Source organism: Bradyrhizobium sp. BR 10261, from assembly GCF_019455395.1.
GTDB classification, from domain to species: domain Bacteria; phylum Pseudomonadota; class Alphaproteobacteria; order Rhizobiales; family Xanthobacteraceae; genus Bradyrhizobium; species Bradyrhizobium manausense.
The window spans coordinates 187,012-201,415 of sequence record NZ_JACOFQ010000003.1; the positions used below are offsets into that span (position 1 = coordinate 187,012).

The following is a 14,404-nucleotide window of genomic DNA, read 5'->3' on the forward strand; positions in this document are numbered from 1 at the left end:
GCGCCTGATGAGGCTTCTCGCGCCTCGCAAACGGGCAAAATGGTCCGACGCTCGGCCCGCTTGTCGGTGCCGCCGCTCGCCAGGATTACTTTTCTTTCAGATACTTGGAGCAAGAGTTGCGGCCGCTGGGCGCGGTTAAGGCGTGTGAAGTTGAGTTTGGGGTCCAAAAAAACAAAGAAGCGAAAGCAGGGCGTGGTCGCGGGACAGCCGCGCAAGCCGCGCTTTGCGCGCGCGAATCGTCCGCTGATCGAACGCGATCTGCTCATGCAGAGCCGCGCGGAAGCTGAAGCCGCCATCGCGGAAGCCCGCAGGTCGCACGATCGGCTGCGCCAGGCCGTCGATCTCCTGCCGCAAGGCATCGTCATCCTCGATCCCGAAGGCCGCTACGTTCTCTGGAACAAGCAGTACGCCGAGATCTACAGCAAGACCGCCGATCTGTTCCAGGAAGGCGCGCGTCTGGAGGACACGCTGCGCGTCGGCGTCGCCCGCGGCGACTATCCGGAAGCGGCCGGCCACGAGGAGGAGTGGATCGCCGCACGGCTGAAGAAGCTCTACGAGCCCGGCAAGCGTCATGAGCAGACGTTGTCCGACGGCCGCGTCATCCTGATCGAGGAACGCCGCACCGATGACGGCGGCGTGGTCGGCCTGCGCGTCGACATCACCGAATTGAAGCAGCGCGAGGCCTCGTTCCGCCTGCTGTTCGACGGCAATCCCGTCCCCATGATCGTCTGCGCGCTGGACGACGAGCGCATCCTCGGCGTCAATGACGCCGCGATCGCGCATTACGGCTACAGCCGCGCCGAGTTCGAGCGGCTGAAGATCCGCTCGCTGCAGGCCTTCGACAGCGAGCCGCCCTGGACCACCGACCGGTCCGGCGACGAGCAGGCCGCGCGCATCTGGAAGCACGTCAAGGCCGACGGTGCGCTGATCGACCTTGCGATCTATTCCCGCGAATTGACCTATGCCGACCGGCCCGCGGTGCTGCTGGCGCTGATGGACATCACCGAGCGCAAACGCGCCGAGGCGCGGCTTGCCTTCATGGCCCAGCATGATGCCCTGACCGGCCTGCCGAACCGCAATCTGCTGCGCCAGACCATGGACGAGATGCTGCTGCACACCCGCCGCAGCTCCGAGAAGGTCGCGGTGCTGATGCTCGGGCTCGACAATTTCAAGTCGGTCAACGACTCGCTGGGGCACGCGATCGGCGACAAGCTGTTGCGCGGCGTCGCCAAGCGGCTGCGCTCGACCTTGCGCGAGGAAGACGCGCTGGCACGGCTCAATTCCGACGAGTTCGCGATCGCGCAGAGCGGCTTGGCTCGGCCCGAGGACGCGGTGGGCCTCGCCAAGCGGCTGCTCGAGGCCATCGCCGATCCCTATTTGCTCGACGGCCATTCCGTGGTGATCGGCGCCTCCATCGGCATCGCGATGGCGCCCGGCGACGGCGACGAGTCCGAAAAGCTGCTCAAGAGCGCCGGCATGGCGCTGTCGCGCGCCAAGCAGGATTCGCGCGGCAGCTTCGCCTTCTTCGAGGCCGCGCTCGATGCCAGGGCGCAGAGTCGCCGCAAGATCGAGGTCGAGCTGCGCGATGCCATCCAGAACGACGTGCTGCGCCCCTATTATCAGCCGCTGATCGATCTCCAGAGCGGCCGCATCACCGGCTTCGAGGCTTTGGTGCGCTGGCCGCATGCCGAGCGCGGCATGGTCTCGCCGGCCGAGTTCATTCCGGTCGCTGAAGAGACCGGGCTGATCAATCCGCTCGGCGGCCTGATGCTGCGCCGCGCCTGCCTCGATGCCGCGACCTGGCCGGACGACGTCCGCGTCGCCGTCAATTTGTCGCCGTTGCAGTTTCGCAGCGGCAATCTGCTGTCGGTGGTGACGGACGCGCTGAAGCATTCCGGCCTGCCGCCGCGCCGGCTCGAGCTCGAGATCACCGAGACGTTGCTGCTGGAGAAGAGCGCGCAGGTGCTGGCGACGCTGCATGCGCTGCGTGCGCTCGGCGTGCGCATCTCGATGGACGATTTCGGTACCGGCTATTCCAGCCTCAGCTATTTGCGCAGCTTCCCGTTCGACAAGATCAAGATCGACCAGTCCTTCGTGCGCGATCTCGGTGCCAATCGCGAGGCACAGGCGATCATCCGCTCCATCGTCAGCCTCGGCAAAGGTCTTGGTGTCACCATCACCGCCGAAGGCGTCGAGACCGAAGCCGAGCTGAGCTGTCTCCGCGCCGAGGGGTGCGACGAGGGCCAGGGTTTTCTGTTCAGCAAGGCCCGGCCGAACGTCGAGATCATCAGCCTGCTCGCGGCGCAGCGCGGCATCGACGGCGGAGACGCTGCGCTGGTGGCGTGATCCAAAGCGCGATTCATCATGATTCTCCAATGTAAGGGACGCGCGGCTCTCTCGGCTAACCTCTCCCGCCTGCGGGAGAGGTCGCGCCGAAGGCGCGGGTGAGGGCTTTCTCCTCTTGGGGGTTCTCGCGAGGGAGACACCCTCTCCCCAACCCTCCCCCGCAAGCGGGGGAGGGAGCGCAGCGTCAGCGCGGGTTGGCGTCTGCATCTCACGTTCGCGAGCTTCGCGTCTAATACCCGGAGTAGGGGCCGGAGGGCAGGCAGGAATCGTCGACATAGCCGTAGCCGCCGCCATAGTAGCCGCCCCCGGCACATTCGCACCCGGCCGGGCTACGCCTCGTCGAGGGACGCAACTTTCTGCTGGCATCGCCGTTCGAAGGATGTGCTGCTGCGGGTCGTGGCGGACGAAGTGGCGGCTTCTCAGCCGCCGGCGAGAATCACCTTGCCCACATCCTCATAATGCGTATCGCGCGCCTGGATTTGCTGGGTGATGGCGTGCATGTCGCGAAACCGCCGCTCGAACGGATTGCTGCGGAACACGGCGGTGGCGCCGGCCATGCGATAGGCGGTGTCGACCACTTTTGCCGACTGATGAATGGTCCATGTCGCGGCGAGCCTGATAGCGCTGCGATGCGCTGCGCTGAAGACGCCTGAGACGGAGAGATCGCGCCACATCGCATGCGCTGTGGAGTAGAGATAGGCGCGTGCGGCGCGCAGGTCGCCTTCGGTGCGGCCGACCAGGCCCTGGACCGCCTGGTTGTCGCGCATCGCGTGTGCGGCCAGTGACGGGTGCTTGCCGCGCGCCAGCGCGATCGCCGCATCCAGCGTCGCGCGCGCGACGCCGAGCGAGACCGCTGCAAAGCCGAGGCTGAAGGTCGAGCCGGTCGGCAGCCGGTAGAGCGGGCCCGGCTCGCGCAAGGCTTCCCGCACATCGCGGAACACGGCGAAGCGATCGGGGATGAAGAGGTCTTTCACCTCGTAGCAATCGGTGCCGGTGCCGGCGAGGCCGATCGCCTGCCAGACATCGTGCAGCACCGCGCTCGCAAGCGGAAAGAGGACGGTGCGCTGCTCCGGCGACCCATCGGTATTTTTCCGCGGCGTGCCATCGGCATTGACGATGCGGACATGCGCGCCGAGCCAGCTCGCCTGCCGCGAGCCCGAGGCAAAATCCCACCGACCTGTGACGCGGTAGCCGCCTTCGACCGCGCGCGCCTCATGCGCCACCGCGCCCCAGGCGAGGATGCCTGATGCGGTGTTGAAGATCTCGTGCGCGCTATCGTGGTCGAGCGCGGCGGCGATCATCGCGCAGACGCAATTTTGGCCGAGACACCAGGCCGTGGAGGCGTCGGCCTTGGCGACCTCCTCGAGCATCTGCATGAAGATCTCGGGCGCTGCTTCCGATCCGCCCAGGCTCCGCGGCAGCAGCGCGCGATAGAGCCCGTTTTCGATCAGCGCCTTGACGACATTAGGCGTCAGCCGCCGTGTACGCTCGATCTCCTCTGCTTCGTCAGCAATCAGCGGCGCAATCGCCCGCGCCCGCGCGACGAGATCGGATCCGGCAGTTCCATCCATGTCTGCGTTTCCTCGCCCATTCTGCCGTGAGCGGTGAAACGCGATGGTGGTCTATTCGGCGGGAGGGATCAAGGTGGAGCGCGAGGGGATGATGGCGATCGGGCGAAGTCCGCGATAACATGCTGTCGCGGACATTGGACACGTATCGATGGCTTTCTGGATCGCAGGCGCAGCCGGATTGGTGATCGCCTATCTGCTCGGCTCGATACCCACGGGCTATCTCGCGGGCAAACTGCTCAGCGGCATCGATATCCGCGAGCACGGCTCCGGATCGACCGGCGCGACGAATGTGCTGCGGACGCTCGGCAAGTGGCCCGCCCTGGCGGTCCTGGTCATCGACGTGCTGAAGGGCGTGGCGGCGATCTTCGTGGCTCGCAGGTTCTGTCCCTGGCTGTATGGCGTGCTGTCTCCGACTCCGCCGATCGCGGCCGAACTGCAAGCCTGGGTGCCTTGGGCGGTGAGCCTTGCCGGCATTGCCGCGCTGCTCGGCCACGGCCGCTCGATCTGGCTGAATTTCACCGGCGGCAAATCGGCGGCGACCGGTCTTGGCGTGGCGCTGGCGATGTTGTGGCCGGTGGGCCTCGGCGCGGCGGCAGTCTTCGTCATCGCGCTGGTGCTGGCGCGGATCGTCTCCTTGAGCTCGATGCTGGCGGCGGTGACGGCCGTCATCCTCGTCTGCAGCCTGCCGCACCCACTGCCTTATCGCCTGCTGGTGATCGCGGGCAGCCTCTATGTGATCATCCGCCATCGCGCCAATATTCAGCGGCTGCTCGCGGGCACGGAGCCGCGGCTGGGGCAAAGCAGCCCGGTGTCGTGAGCGCCTGATTCACCGCCTGCAGCGTGCCAGTGAATTTGCCGGGATCGGCATCGGCAATTCGTCCGGCGCCCCGCAAGCTGCACCACCGGGTCGCTTATGCAAGCCGTGCATAATCATATTTCGACCTGACATTGGATTTTCGCCAGGTGGGCCGGCACCTTCGCGGAAAGAGCCGAATTCCGTCCGGGGGAACGCAACATGTTCGACAATGAGCAGGCAGACCATTTGTCCGATGCTGGGATGACCCGGCGCCGCCTGGTGTCGCTCGCGGCGACGACCACAGGCGCGATTGGTTCGACGATGCTAAATCTGCCCGCGTTCGCCGAGGAGAAGACGTCCGTGGCCACCGATCAGATCGAAAAACTGCTGCCCGGTTTTCGCCGCAGCCGCATCAAGACCAGTGGCGCGGAGATCAATACTTTCGTGAAGGGCGATGGCGCGCCACTGTTGCTGCTGCACGGCCATCCGCAAACGCTGGTGTGCTGGCACAAGGTCGCGCCAAAACTTGCCGAGCGCTTTACGGTCGTGCTCACTGATATCAGGGGCTACGGCGATTCCAGCAAGCCCGACGGCGGCAAGGACAGCATCGCCTATTCCAAGCGCGAGATGGCGCGCGACCAGGTCGAGGTGATGCGCGCGCTCGGCTTCGAGCGCTTCTTCGCGGCAGGTCACGACCGCGGCGGACGCGTCCTGCACCGCCTGCTGCTGGATCATCCCGCCGCCGTGACCAGGGCTGCGGTGCTCGACATCGCGCCGACCGCGACGATGTACGCCAAGGTGACCAAGGATTTTGCCATGCGCTACATGTGGTGGTTCTTCCTGAGCCAGCCGGCGCCGCTGCCGGAAACGCTGATCGGCAACAATCTCGACTTCTATCTGCAGGCGCACATCAACAAGCAGAACAAGACGCCGGGCGCGATCGATCCGCTCGCCCTCGCGGAATACCGCCGATGCTATACGGCTGAGACGCTTCACGCCGTCTGCGAGGATTACCGCGCCGCCGCCGGCATCGATCTGGTCCACGACGCGGCCGATGCGGACAAGCGGATCATGTGCCCCTTGCTCGCGCTGTGGGGCGAAAAGGGCGTCGTCGGATCGACCTACGACGTGCGCCAGACCTGGCGCGAAAAGGCCGTGGATATCAGCGGCGAAAGCCTGCCTTGCGGCCACTATCTGCCCGAGGAGGCGCCGGAGCTGGTGATCGAAAAGCTGCGCAACTTCTTCACTTGATCCCGCCCACATTGAACCTGGCCGGCCTCCAGGCGCACCAAAGCCACTGAAGTCCCTGACATCAGCGGCGAGGAACGCGCCATGAAGGTCCTGAAAGCATCGATCCGTGTTGCGGTGACCGCCCTCGCGCTGAGCTTGTCGCTGGGCGCGATCTCTCATGCCAGCGAGGATGAGGCCGGCACGCTCACCCGGCAGATGAAAGAGCTTTATCGGGCCGGCAAATACACCGAGGCGCTGCCGCTCGCCCAGAAGGCGCTGGCCCTGCGCGAGAAGGAATTCGGCGCCGACGATGCCCACGTCGCGATGCCGCTCAATGACCTCGGCACCATTCACTACAATCTCGGTCAATATCCGGTCGCCGAGCTGCTGTACAAGCGCTCGCTGGCGATCCGGGAGAAGACGCTCGGCCCTGACGATCCCGAGGTCGCGATGGTGCTGAACAATCTCGGCGAGCTCTACCGCGTGGAAGCGCGCTACGCCGATGCGGAGCCGCTGCTGAAGCGGTCGCTCGCGATCGGCGAGAAGGCGCGCGGTCCCAACGATCCCTCCATCGTGCTGGCGCTGAGCAACCTCGCCGCCGTCTACAGCAATCAGCACCGCTACGACCAGGCCGTGCCGCTGTTCAAGCGCGGGCTCGCCGTGCTCGAGAAGGCGCACGGTCCGGACGATCCCGAAGCCACGGTGCTGATGAGCAATCTCGCCGACGCCTATATCCACCGGCATCGCTATGCCGAGGCCGAGCGGCTGCTCAAGCGCGCGATGGCGGTAACGGAGAAAGCGTATGGGCCCGATCACCCCGATATCGCGCAGGCGCAGAACAATCTGGCCGCACTCTACGGGCGCTGACATTGCCGACGTGCTGGAGAATTTGGCCGATCTCTACAAGGATCAGGGCCGCTACGCCGACGCGCAGCAAGTCATCAAGCGATCGATGGCCATTCGGGGCAAGACAGGGGCGATCTGAACAGGTCCCGGCGATGCGCCTTTGCTGTGAGGACCATCGCGGCTCGCGTTGAGAGGTTAGCCTGACGATGATTGCAAGACTGCTCGGACTTGTCCTCGCCCTGTCGTGGCTCGGATCGTCTGCCGCAATGGCCGCCGGCGGCCCGTCGAAGGACAGCTTGCGCGGCGCATGGACGCTCGAGATGGACCGCTACGACCGGCCATGGCTCACCTTTAACGATACGCACCACAAGACGGTGTTTCGCTTCGGCTGCGGCACGCATTACGAGCTCGATGCGGTCTATCCGGGGCAGGCACCGAAGCAGGATCACACCGGGGCCACGATCACGATCGGCAACGGCAAGACCCAGATGGATTTTGCCGGCTTCACCTACGCCGCCCCCGACAACTTCCCGCCTGGCACCTCGTGGTTCAACCAGGCCGATCTCGGCCATCCCGACCTCAGCGAGGACGTCTGGGGCGAGCTGGAAACTCAATTCCTGGATCTCCTAAGCTCCGGCCAGCCGCTGACGGTTTCGGCGGAAGGCAAGAGCTACGTGCTGCCGCCAGTCAAGGCGTCGCGCTGGCGCGCGCGCTTCCAGAAGGTCTGCTGACACGCCGGCCGCAAGCAGGCCGGTCGTCCCCGGCGTCAGCTTTCCATTTTTTATCGCATTGACGGCGCGACCATGTCGGCATGGGCGGGTCTCGACCGTCCTTGGGTGGACACGCCGCGGAAGTGCTGTCAACCAATCACGCGCACGGGCCGCGATGTCGTCACCCTCGCGCCGTCACATATCGAACTGGAGCAATAACCCATGAGAATCACCGTCGAAACCAGCGTCGCCGCCCCCATCGATCAGGTCTGGCGTGCCTACACGACGCCTGCCGACATCGTGAAGTGGAACGCCGCGTCGGACGATTGGCATACGACCAGGGCGACGGTCGATTTGCGCGAAGGCGGCCTGTTCTCGTCCCGCATGGAAGCCAAGGACGGCAGCATGGGTTTCGACTTCGCCGGCACCTACACGAAGATCCTCGAGCACAAGCGGATCGAATATGCCTTCGGCGATCGCAAGGCCGAGGTCGATTTCGTGCCGGGCCCCAGAGGCGTTGTCGTCCGCGTCGCCTTCGATGGCGAAACCACCCATTCGGTCGAGCAGCAGCAAGCCGGCTGGCAGGCGATTCTCGACAACTTTGCACGATATGTCGAGGCGAAGCAGAAGGCGTCGTAAGGCGCCGAGTTAACAAAACAGAGGCTGCCGAGCGGGGCTCAGCAGCCTCTTTCCGTATCAGGTGACAGGGCGATAGCGTCAGCGACGGGTCGGATCTTTGGCTCTGCCTGGACGAAGGGCCTGGGGACCTCCTCCCTGACCGCCATTGCTGCCGCCTGCCGATGCGGCCCCGCCAGTGCTTCCGGTGCCAGCGCTGCCGCCCATGCCGGTTGTGCCGCCGCTCGATCCGGTACCCGCCGAGGAGCCGGCTGCTCCGGTCCCCACACCGGCACCGCCTGTTCCAGCACCAGCGCCAGCACCTGCTCCGCCACCCGCTCCGCCAGCGCCGCTGCCGCCTGCCTGCGCGTGGGCGAAACCGATCGACGCTCCGGCAAGCAGCGCGCACATGGTCAGCGAGAAAATTGTCTTTCGCATCGTTCAACTCCGTTTGAGGTTGTGCCGGTCAACCGAAGCCGCGTGAGGACGTTCCTAAACCGATGGTGATCCCTCGTGACAGATAAGGCACGATGTCGTGCGCTGCAGGATTGGTGCTTGCCCTTTCGGGGAACAATTCGTAAGCCATGTTCAGCCGACCGGCGACGTTGCCAGGGTCCAGCATTTTGCGGCGCGGTTCGGCTGACAAGATGGAGGATCTCATGCGAATCGCCATTCTGGTTGTTGTCATGGTGGCGGGGCTTTCTTCCGCAGCGCGCGCTGACCGTGATTATCCCTGGTGCGTCATGGGCGGAGAACTCGGCTATTCCGGCGACTGCATGTATGAGACGCGAGAGCAGTGCCTGGCCTCGGCATCCGGACGATGGAACCTCTATTGCGATATCAACCCGCGTGTGAGGTTCAGGCAGCCGGCGCCGCCTCCGCCTCCGCGTCGGATGCAGAGATCACAGTAAGCCCGGCAAGCGCTCGGCAGTCCGCTGCTGCAAGCCGGATTCGAAAATCCCCGGAGTCACATGATGCGCGCGGTTCTCCTTCTTCTCCTGGCCTGGGTCGCAATGTCTGCGCCCACGCCGGCCTCAGCTCAACGGTTCAACGGCAATTATCCGGTCTGCCTGCAGACATGGGAGTGGGGCGGCGGCACCTATATTTCATGCCAATATAGTTCGTGGGAGCAGTGCAAGGCGGCGGCTTCAGGCCTTTCCGCCATGTGCTTGACGAACCCCTATGTGCAGGAACGGGCGCCCGAGCCGGTCCGCCTTCCGCGTCCCCGCTAGCTGCGGTTGCGGTGGCAGCAGCGCGTAGTATGAAGGATGGGTTGAGCTTTTCGCGAAACTCATCGAGCTTCAGCCCCGGCAAGGGTCTGGATGCGGCGTTCTCTCGCCAGGTTGACGGGTTTCGCAAGCGCTCACCCGATCTCGTGAGCTCTCGACCTCACAGCCAATTGTCTTCGGCAAAGCACCAGACCAATCCGCAGGCGAGTGCCAGGCCTGCCAGAAGCTTGTGCGGACTGATGATCAGGATGCCGGGCAGTGGCACCGCTCCATAGGACAAGAGCAGCCAGATCGCGATCGTCGCCAGGGGGACCACCACGATCCCCTCGACTCTCCGAAATCCCAGCAGGCGATCGGGGAGCCAGAACACGGCAATGATCGCGAGCCCTATCGCTCCGATCACGATGACGAGGTAGAGCCCGTATGCAACGGCCATGGCGAGCGTATGCATGCTCGATCCCGATGAAAATCGCAGGATCCGATCGTGATGGCGCACCGGTTAACGATGCGTGCATACGGCCCCGGCTTTGGGGCTTGCCCTGGCCTGTCTCGAGCTTGCCCGGATGCGGAAGCGGGCCTGTTGACCGTCGTGTGAAATTCCTCGGCGGGGCAAGGGGGCCTTTGCCGAAGGCTTGACGTGCATCAACAATGAAGACAACCGCGCCGCTAAGCTCCGGCAATCACAGGAGCATAGCTATGTCGGTGCAGGACCATTCCGACAACCGAGAGCGCCACCAAGAAGGCATGTCGACCAAAGCCAAGGCCGGCATCGTGCTGATAGGCTTCCTGATCATCGCCGGCGTGCTCCTGTTCACCGAGCACAGGGCACACGTGCTCGGGCTGTTCGTCTGGCTGCCGCTCCTCGCCTGTCCTCTGATGCACTTCTTCATGCACGGCGGACACGGCCATCATCACGGCGGTAGCAGGCAAAACGATTCGAGGGGCGTGTGATGCACGATGCCGCACCCGCCTACGGCCTCTGGAGCCTCGTCATCGTCAATTCGGCGGTCTTCATCCTGTTCGCCTACAGTTTCTTCAAGCCGCAGACCTCGCGCGACTGGCGCTCCTTTGGCGCCTTCAGCGCGTTCCTGGTGGCGCTGTTCGTGGAAATGTACGGCTTTCCGCTCACCATCTACTTCCTGTCGGGCTGGCTGCAGTCGCGCTTTCCCGATGTGGACTGGTTCTCGCATGACGCCGGCCACCTGCTCGAGATGATGTTCGGCTGGAAGACCAATCCGCACGCTGGGCCGTTTCACGTTCTCAGCTACGTCTTCATCGCTGCCGGTTTCATCCTGATCTCGGCCGCCTGGAGCGTGCTGTACGAGGCGCAGCAGACCCGCAGCCTCGCCACGTCAGGCCCTTACAGCTACATCAGGCATCCGCAATATGTCGGCTTCGTACTGGTGATGTTCGGCTTCCTGCTGCAATGGCCGACGATTCTGACCCTGGCGATGTTTCCGGTGCTGACCATCATGTATGTGAAGCTCGCGAGAGGCGAGGAGCGCGAGGCAAGGACCGAGTTCGGCGAGGCCTATGCGCGCTACGCTGCCGAAGTTCCGGGCTTCATACCGCGCCTGAGCCGGATCCCTGGTCCGGGCTCCTCAGGCAGCAGCCTTCACCACGGCTGAGCCAGGGCGGCGACGATGCGCAAGGCGTTGGGCCCGGATACGGCGTTCTCTCGCAAGGGCGATGGGTTTCGCAAGAGCTCAACCCATCATACGGGCTGCCGTCGTCCCGGATCTGCGCTGACGCTTGTCCGCGACGACGAAGGAGATACGGCTGGCGAGGCCCGACGTCGCGAATGAGCCATCGCCGGCCCATAGAATGTCACCTCTGACATTTGGCTCACAAGGCAAGGTCCGGGGGCTTTGAACCTCCGCTTCGCCACATCGACCTATGTCTTGAGCGAGCCGTGTCCGCGTGAACTTGTGTCGTTGCTGTTCGTCTTGGACGATCGCGATTTCTCGACTCCGTCGTCCGACGAACCCCAGGGAGGAACGGATGAGCAAAGTCGTCATTTGCGGCGGGGGCGTGATCGGCTTATGCGCAGCCGCGATGCTTGGTCGCGACGGCCACCGTGTCACAGTCCTGGAGGCTGATCCGGCAGATCGACCCATGGCGTCCGCCATTGGGTGGGATTCGTGGGAACGCCCGGGAGTTGCCCAATTCAGGCAACCTCACAATCTCAGCGCGCGGTTTCGGATGATCAGCGATCAGGAACTGCCTGATTTGACGGCTGATTTGCTTGGCGCCGGCTGCGTTTGGGTGGATTATCTCGACAGTCGCTCGCTTCCCCCGACCCTGACAGACAAGGCACCGCGTCCCGGTGATGAGACCTTGCGTTTCGTCACGGGGCGGAGGCCCATCGTTGAATGGGCCGTCGCCGCCATGGCGCAAGCCGCACCCAACGTGACTGTCCGCCGCGGCATCAAGGTTCGCGAATTGATCACGGGCGCAGCGGCTGTCCCTGCTGTGCCGCACGTGACCGGGGTCCGCACGACATCGGGCGAAGAGATTCGCGCTGATCTCGTCATAGACGCCATGGGGCGGCGAAGCCCGGCCTGCGAATGGATTCTCGGCGCGGGAGGCCGCGCTCCGATCGAGGAAGCCGAAGACAGCAACTTCGCCTATTTTACCCGATATTTTTCCGGGCCTCAGCGCCCGCGCAGGATGGGACGCGCGCTCACGCCGATGGGCTTGTTCTCGATCCTGACCCTGGACGGGGACAACGACACCTGGTCGGTCACTTTGTATACCTCGTCGAAGAACAAGGCGATGCGGGCCTTGCGCGAGACGGCCACGTTCCATCGTGTGGTTTCGGCATGCTCGCGGCAAGCCCATTGGCTCGACGGACAGCCGATCACACCAGTCCTTCTGATGGCAGGAGTCATCGACCGTTACCGGCGCTTTGTCGTCGATGAAAAGCCGGTGATCACGGGATACGCCGCGGTCGGCGATGCCTGGGCGTGTACCAACCCGTCCGCCGGACGCGGCCTGAGCGTCGGTCTTCTGCACGCACAGGTGCTCCGCGACGTCGCTCGTCGTCACGTCAACGATCCCTTGGCGTTCTGTCTGGAATACGATGCCGAGACCGAGCGCCGGGTCGGTCCGTTTTATCGAAACCAGATCGCTGCGGACCGTGCGCGGATCGCTGAGATGAACGCGCTGGAGGCGGGCCTGCCGATGCCGGCACCCAACCCGATCATGGCAAAGCTTCTCGTGGCCTCATCCGAGGACGCCGACGTGCTCCGTGGCATGATCGAAATCGCGCTGTGTGTTGCGCTGCCTCAGGAGGTCATGGCCAGACCGCCCATCGCCGCAAAACTGGCTGCAATGGAGGGCTATTCGTTGCCGCCGGACCCGAACATCATCGACCGTGATCGGATGGCGGCGCTGCTGGACGGCTGATCCCTGCGACGAAAGGGCGTCATGTTCGCCGAGCGTTTGTTGGGTCCGGCATTGTTCTCTCGTGAGACCAAGCCAGACCGGCAACGCGGCGAAATCCAATCGCTTCCCAGAACCGCGCCGCGGTCTGATTGCCAGCATGGACGGTCACGGTCGAAACGCTGCCAGAGGCGTTTTGCAACAGCGCAGTGGCAATGGCTTGGGCAATAGTGCGCCGCCTGAACTCACGATGGACGTAGAACCGTCGCATTCGCCACGTCGGTTGTCGCGCCAGGGCTGGTTCGTCAGTCGTTGCGCCGATCCCGGCGAGTCTGCCGTCGAAATAGCAGGCGTAGATTGCATGAAAAATGGCAGGGGTGTCTGTCAACTCCCTGGCCAGCCGGGTCATGTGCCGATGGCCATCCGCGATTGCGTCCGCCTCCAGGTCGGCGAAGCCGGTCGGCAATTTATCAGCCATTCGTTCAAGTGAAATGTCCGCCACTTCTGGAGTCCCATCAGACGCCGTTAGAGCCGCATCCGGCTCATCGCGCCTTAGAGTTCAACTTCAATTCGCTCCTCATCGTCTCCGAGCGGTTCAAACCGGCTCTTGAGAGCGTCGAAGGTGTGTCGGACGATATGCAGGCTTCCGTCGAGATACAAGTTGCGCCGCTCGACACGTCGCCAGGCTTCGTCGTCCGGACACTCTAAACGATAGAGCCGCGCGCTGGCCCCCAAGGCCACAGCGGTCGCTCTGGTCTGACTCCGCTGGGTTCGCGACCAGAAGCCGAGATCGAGCACCACGTCGAGCCCAAGCTCCACGCATCTTGTCCAGTGCGTCTCAATCAACTTCGATACACGGTCGTGGAAGTCCTGAAACTGATCAACGGGAGGATCGTCGCCATAGAGACGCGCCATCCATTCGCCGTGACTGAAGCGGATGGCGGGCAACTTTCGCTCCAGCCTCCGAGCGAAGGTTGTTTTCCCGGCACCGATGTATCCGTGGATCAGGTGAGCGGTTGGCATATTGCTGTTCCGACAGGTCGGCCTATTCGGATGGGGGCGGATGACATTATGGTAGAAGGGCAATATATCTACTTAAGGTAGCAAAAAAGAAGCGAGCACGCTAGGTAGGTCAATTTTTCCCACTTGCCGGCTTTCTACTCACAGGCGTTATGTCGCTGACAGGCGCTTTGGCCAGGGAATCCCTCATGAGCCGAACAATGCATATACCCACGGGAATCTTCGATAGCTCGCGCTATGGATTCGCGCAGGTTGCCACTGTCTCCACACCATTCGGCGTGGTCGTGCATGTGTCCGGCCAGGTTGCTTGGGACGCAGATCAGAACGTCATTGGTGCTGGCGATATCGGCCGCCAACTCAGCAAAAGTCTCGAAAACCTTGGCGTTGCACTGGCGTCGGTCGGTGCCACCCTCGATCAGGTCGGTGCGTTACGGCTCTACATCAAACAAAGCCACCTTCACGAGGGGCAGGCCATCAGCGCGGCTCTCAAAGCGGCGTTCGGTGGTAACCCGCCGTGCACAACCTGGATTGGAGTGCCAGGCCTCGCCAAGGATGAATTCCTCATTGAGGTGGAGCCTTCCGCGGTTTTCCTCGCGCGAAGCAGCTGATGGTAGCCGTGGGTCACCCTCGCAGCGCCTCGAGCGAAGCGAACTTCAT

17 protein-coding genes are annotated in these 14,404 nt (G+C 63.8%); 12 read left to right on the plus strand and 5 right to left on the minus strand.

What is annotated here, in order from left to right; all coding sequences use genetic code 11:
* The first annotated feature begins 264 nt into the window (after positions 1 to 264).
* A complete protein-coding gene (locus tag HYH07_RS04740) occupies positions 265 to 2,346 on the plus strand; it encodes an EAL domain-containing protein (RefSeq protein WP_312016641.1) in 2,082 nt (693 codons plus the stop codon).
* Positions 2,347 to 2,765: 419 nt separating this feature from the next.
* On the opposite strand, the gene HYH07_RS04745 is transcribed toward HYH07_RS04740, so the two are convergent.
* Entirely contained in the window at positions 2,766 to 3,917 is a 1,152-nt protein-coding gene (locus tag HYH07_RS04745; RefSeq protein ID WP_220001379.1) for an acyl-CoA dehydrogenase family protein, read from the minus strand.
* Between the two features lie 148 nt (positions 3,918 to 4,065).
* On the opposite strand from HYH07_RS04745, the gene plsY reads away from it, so the two are divergent.
* From plsY to HYH07_RS04770, 5 genes are all read left to right on the plus strand, one after another.
* Entirely contained in the window at positions 4,066 to 4,734 is a 669-nt protein-coding gene (plsY, locus tag HYH07_RS04750; RefSeq protein WP_220001380.1) for a glycerol-3-phosphate 1-O-acyltransferase PlsY, read from the plus strand.
* 198 nt (positions 4,735 to 4,932) lie between these two features.
* Complete coding sequence (locus tag HYH07_RS04755; protein WP_312016637.1) at positions 4,933 to 5,964, plus strand: alpha/beta hydrolase; 1,032 nt, start codon at positions 4,933 to 4,935, stop codon at positions 5,962 to 5,964.
* 81 nt (positions 5,965 to 6,045) lie between these two features.
* Positions 6,046 to 6,810, plus strand: coding sequence for a tetratricopeptide repeat protein (locus HYH07_RS04760; protein ID WP_228749237.1), 765 nt, complete (start codon positions 6,046 to 6,048; stop codon positions 6,808 to 6,810).
* Positions 6,811 to 6,995: 185 nt separating this feature from the next.
* Positions 6,996 to 7,520 carry a hypothetical protein gene (locus tag HYH07_RS04765; protein ID WP_228749238.1) on the plus strand — a complete coding sequence of 175 codons (525 nt, stop codon included), beginning with the start codon at positions 6,996 to 6,998 and terminating at the stop codon, positions 7,518 to 7,520.
* A 201-nt stretch (positions 7,521 to 7,721) separates the two neighbouring features.
* Positions 7,722 to 8,138 (plus strand): SRPBCC family protein, encoded by a 417-nt coding sequence (locus HYH07_RS04770; RefSeq protein ID WP_220001381.1) that lies wholly within the window; start codon positions 7,722 to 7,724, stop codon positions 8,136 to 8,138.
* 442 nt (positions 8,139 to 8,580) lie between these two features.
* On the opposite strand, the gene HYH07_RS04775 is transcribed toward HYH07_RS04770, so the two are convergent.
* Positions 8,581 to 8,775 (minus strand): hypothetical protein, encoded by a 195-nt coding sequence (locus tag HYH07_RS04775; protein ID WP_220001382.1) that lies wholly within the window; start codon positions 8,773 to 8,775, stop codon positions 8,581 to 8,583.
* A gap of 25 nt (positions 8,776 to 8,800) precedes the next feature.
* Here HYH07_RS04775 and HYH07_RS04780 point away from each other — a divergent pair, with 25 nt between their 5' ends.
* Both HYH07_RS04780 and HYH07_RS04785 read left to right on the plus strand, forming a co-directional pair.
* Complete coding sequence (locus HYH07_RS04780) at positions 8,801 to 9,025, plus strand: DUF3551 domain-containing protein (RefSeq protein ID WP_249781108.1); 225 nt, start codon at positions 8,801 to 8,803, stop codon at positions 9,023 to 9,025.
* A gap of 63 nt (positions 9,026 to 9,088) precedes the next feature.
* The gene (locus HYH07_RS04785) at positions 9,089 to 9,346 is read left to right on the plus strand and encodes a DUF3551 domain-containing protein (protein WP_220001511.1); all 258 of its coding nucleotides are present in this window, start codon (positions 9,089 to 9,091) and stop codon (positions 9,344 to 9,346) included.
* 157 nt (positions 9,347 to 9,503) lie between these two features.
* On the opposite strand, the gene HYH07_RS04790 is transcribed toward HYH07_RS04785, so the two are convergent.
* A complete protein-coding gene (locus HYH07_RS04790) occupies positions 9,504 to 9,794 on the minus strand; it encodes a hypothetical protein (protein WP_220001384.1) in 291 nt (96 codons plus the stop codon).
* A 245-nt stretch (positions 9,795 to 10,039) separates the two neighbouring features.
* On the opposite strand from HYH07_RS04790, the gene HYH07_RS04795 reads away from it, so the two are divergent.
* From HYH07_RS04795 to HYH07_RS04805, 3 genes are all read left to right on the plus strand, one after another.
* Positions 10,040 to 10,294 carry a DUF2933 domain-containing protein gene (locus tag HYH07_RS04795; protein ID WP_220001385.1) on the plus strand — a complete coding sequence of 85 codons (255 nt, stop codon included), beginning with the start codon at positions 10,040 to 10,042 and terminating at the stop codon, positions 10,292 to 10,294.
* Complete coding sequence (locus HYH07_RS04800) at positions 10,294 to 10,971, plus strand: isoprenylcysteine carboxylmethyltransferase family protein (RefSeq protein ID WP_220001386.1); 678 nt, start codon at positions 10,294 to 10,296, stop codon at positions 10,969 to 10,971. The genes HYH07_RS04795 and HYH07_RS04800 overlap by 1 nt, the downstream gene beginning before the upstream one ends.
* A 373-nt stretch (positions 10,972 to 11,344) precedes the next feature.
* Complete coding sequence (locus HYH07_RS04805) at positions 11,345 to 12,751, plus strand: NAD(P)/FAD-dependent oxidoreductase (protein WP_220001387.1); 1,407 nt, start codon at positions 11,345 to 11,347, stop codon at positions 12,749 to 12,751.
* 19 nt (positions 12,752 to 12,770) lie between these two features.
* Here the strand turns inward: HYH07_RS04805 and HYH07_RS04810 are convergent, their stop codons facing one another.
* The gene (locus HYH07_RS04810) at positions 12,771 to 13,229 is read right to left on the minus strand and encodes a GNAT family N-acetyltransferase (protein ID WP_312016638.1); all 459 of its coding nucleotides are present in this window, start codon (positions 13,227 to 13,229) and stop codon (positions 12,771 to 12,773) included.
* A gap of 50 nt (positions 13,230 to 13,279) precedes the next feature.
* Positions 13,280 to 13,813: an ATP-binding protein gene (locus HYH07_RS04815; protein ID WP_283842792.1), complete on the minus strand. Its 534-nt coding sequence runs from the start codon at positions 13,811 to 13,813 to the stop codon at positions 13,280 to 13,282.
* A gap of 122 nt (positions 13,814 to 13,935) precedes the next feature.
* Between HYH07_RS04815 and HYH07_RS04820 the strand changes: the two genes are divergently transcribed.
* Positions 13,936 to 14,355 carry a RidA family protein gene (locus tag HYH07_RS04820; RefSeq protein ID WP_220001389.1) on the plus strand — a complete coding sequence of 140 codons (420 nt, stop codon included), beginning with the start codon at positions 13,936 to 13,938 and terminating at the stop codon, positions 14,353 to 14,355.
* Positions 14,356 to 14,404: the final 49 nt, after the last annotated feature.

Coding starts and splice junctions, on each gene's coding strand:
- HYH07_RS04780 (WP_249781108.1), top strand. CDS start 8,801: ATGGTGGCGGGGCTTTCTTCCGCAGCGCGCGCTGACCGTGATTATCCC.
- HYH07_RS04775 (WP_220001382.1), bottom strand. CDS start 8,775: ATGAGATCCTCCATCTTGTCAGCCGAACCGCGCCGCAAAATGCTGGAC.
- HYH07_RS04790 (WP_220001384.1), bottom strand. CDS start 9,794: ATGCATACGCTCGCCATGGCCGTTGCATACGGGCTCTACCTCGTCATC.
- HYH07_RS04795 (WP_220001385.1), top strand. CDS start 10,040: ATGTCGGTGCAGGACCATTCCGACAACCGAGAGCGCCACCAAGAAGGC.
- plsY (WP_220001380.1), top strand. CDS start 4,066: ATGGCTTTCTGGATCGCAGGCGCAGCCGGATTGGTGATCGCCTATCTG.
- HYH07_RS04745 (WP_220001379.1), bottom strand. CDS start 3,917: ATGGATGGAACTGCCGGATCCGATCTCGTCGCGCGGGCGCGGGCGATT.
- HYH07_RS04760 (WP_228749237.1), top strand. CDS start 6,046: ATGAAGGTCCTGAAAGCATCGATCCGTGTTGCGGTGACCGCCCTCGCG.
- HYH07_RS04755 (WP_312016637.1), top strand. CDS start 4,933: ATGTTCGACAATGAGCAGGCAGACCATTTGTCCGATGCTGGGATGACC.
- HYH07_RS04800 (WP_220001386.1), top strand. CDS start 10,294: ATGCACGATGCCGCACCCGCCTACGGCCTCTGGAGCCTCGTCATCGTC.
- HYH07_RS04805 (WP_220001387.1), top strand. CDS start 11,345: ATGAGCAAAGTCGTCATTTGCGGCGGGGGCGTGATCGGCTTATGCGCA.
- HYH07_RS04785 (WP_220001511.1), top strand. CDS start 9,089: ATGCGCGCGGTTCTCCTTCTTCTCCTGGCCTGGGTCGCAATGTCTGCG.
- HYH07_RS04740 (WP_312016641.1), top strand. CDS start 265: ATGCAGAGCCGCGCGGAAGCTGAAGCCGCCATCGCGGAAGCCCGCAGG.
- HYH07_RS04765 (WP_228749238.1), top strand. CDS start 6,996: ATGATTGCAAGACTGCTCGGACTTGTCCTCGCCCTGTCGTGGCTCGGA.
- HYH07_RS04770 (WP_220001381.1), top strand. CDS start 7,722: ATGAGAATCACCGTCGAAACCAGCGTCGCCGCCCCCATCGATCAGGTC.
- HYH07_RS04820 (WP_220001389.1), top strand. CDS start 13,936: ATGAGCCGAACAATGCATATACCCACGGGAATCTTCGATAGCTCGCGC.